1 pseudogene is annotated in these 255 nt (G+C 43.9%); it reads left to right on the top strand.

The annotated features are described in order from the left end of the window. Positions 1-255: pseudogene (locus FFO06_RS20960) on the top strand (calcium-binding protein); the annotation flags it as partial.

The following is a 255-nucleotide window of genomic DNA, read 5'->3' as shown; positions in this document are numbered from 1 at the left end:
CTGAATGCTGGTCATGGACGAGATCGTCTTGAAGGTGGAGATGGAGATGATGTTTTGTCTGGAGGTGCTGGGGATGATGGCTTTTATTATGGTAACTTAGGTCTCTTTGGTGGTAATGGCAATGACACCTTAAATGGTGAAGCTGGTAATGACGAACTTTATGGTCATGATGGTAATGACATCTTAAATGGGGGTTCTGAAGATGATTACATTGATAGTGGTGCAGGTAGCGATACTATTGACGGCGGTTCAGGA

This window comes from Dolichospermum planctonicum (assembly GCF_005402965.1).
GTDB classification, from domain to species: domain Bacteria; phylum Cyanobacteriota; class Cyanobacteriia; order Cyanobacteriales; family Nostocaceae; genus Dolichospermum; species Dolichospermum planctonicum.
This window is presented reverse-complemented; position numbering and strand designations above follow the sequence as displayed.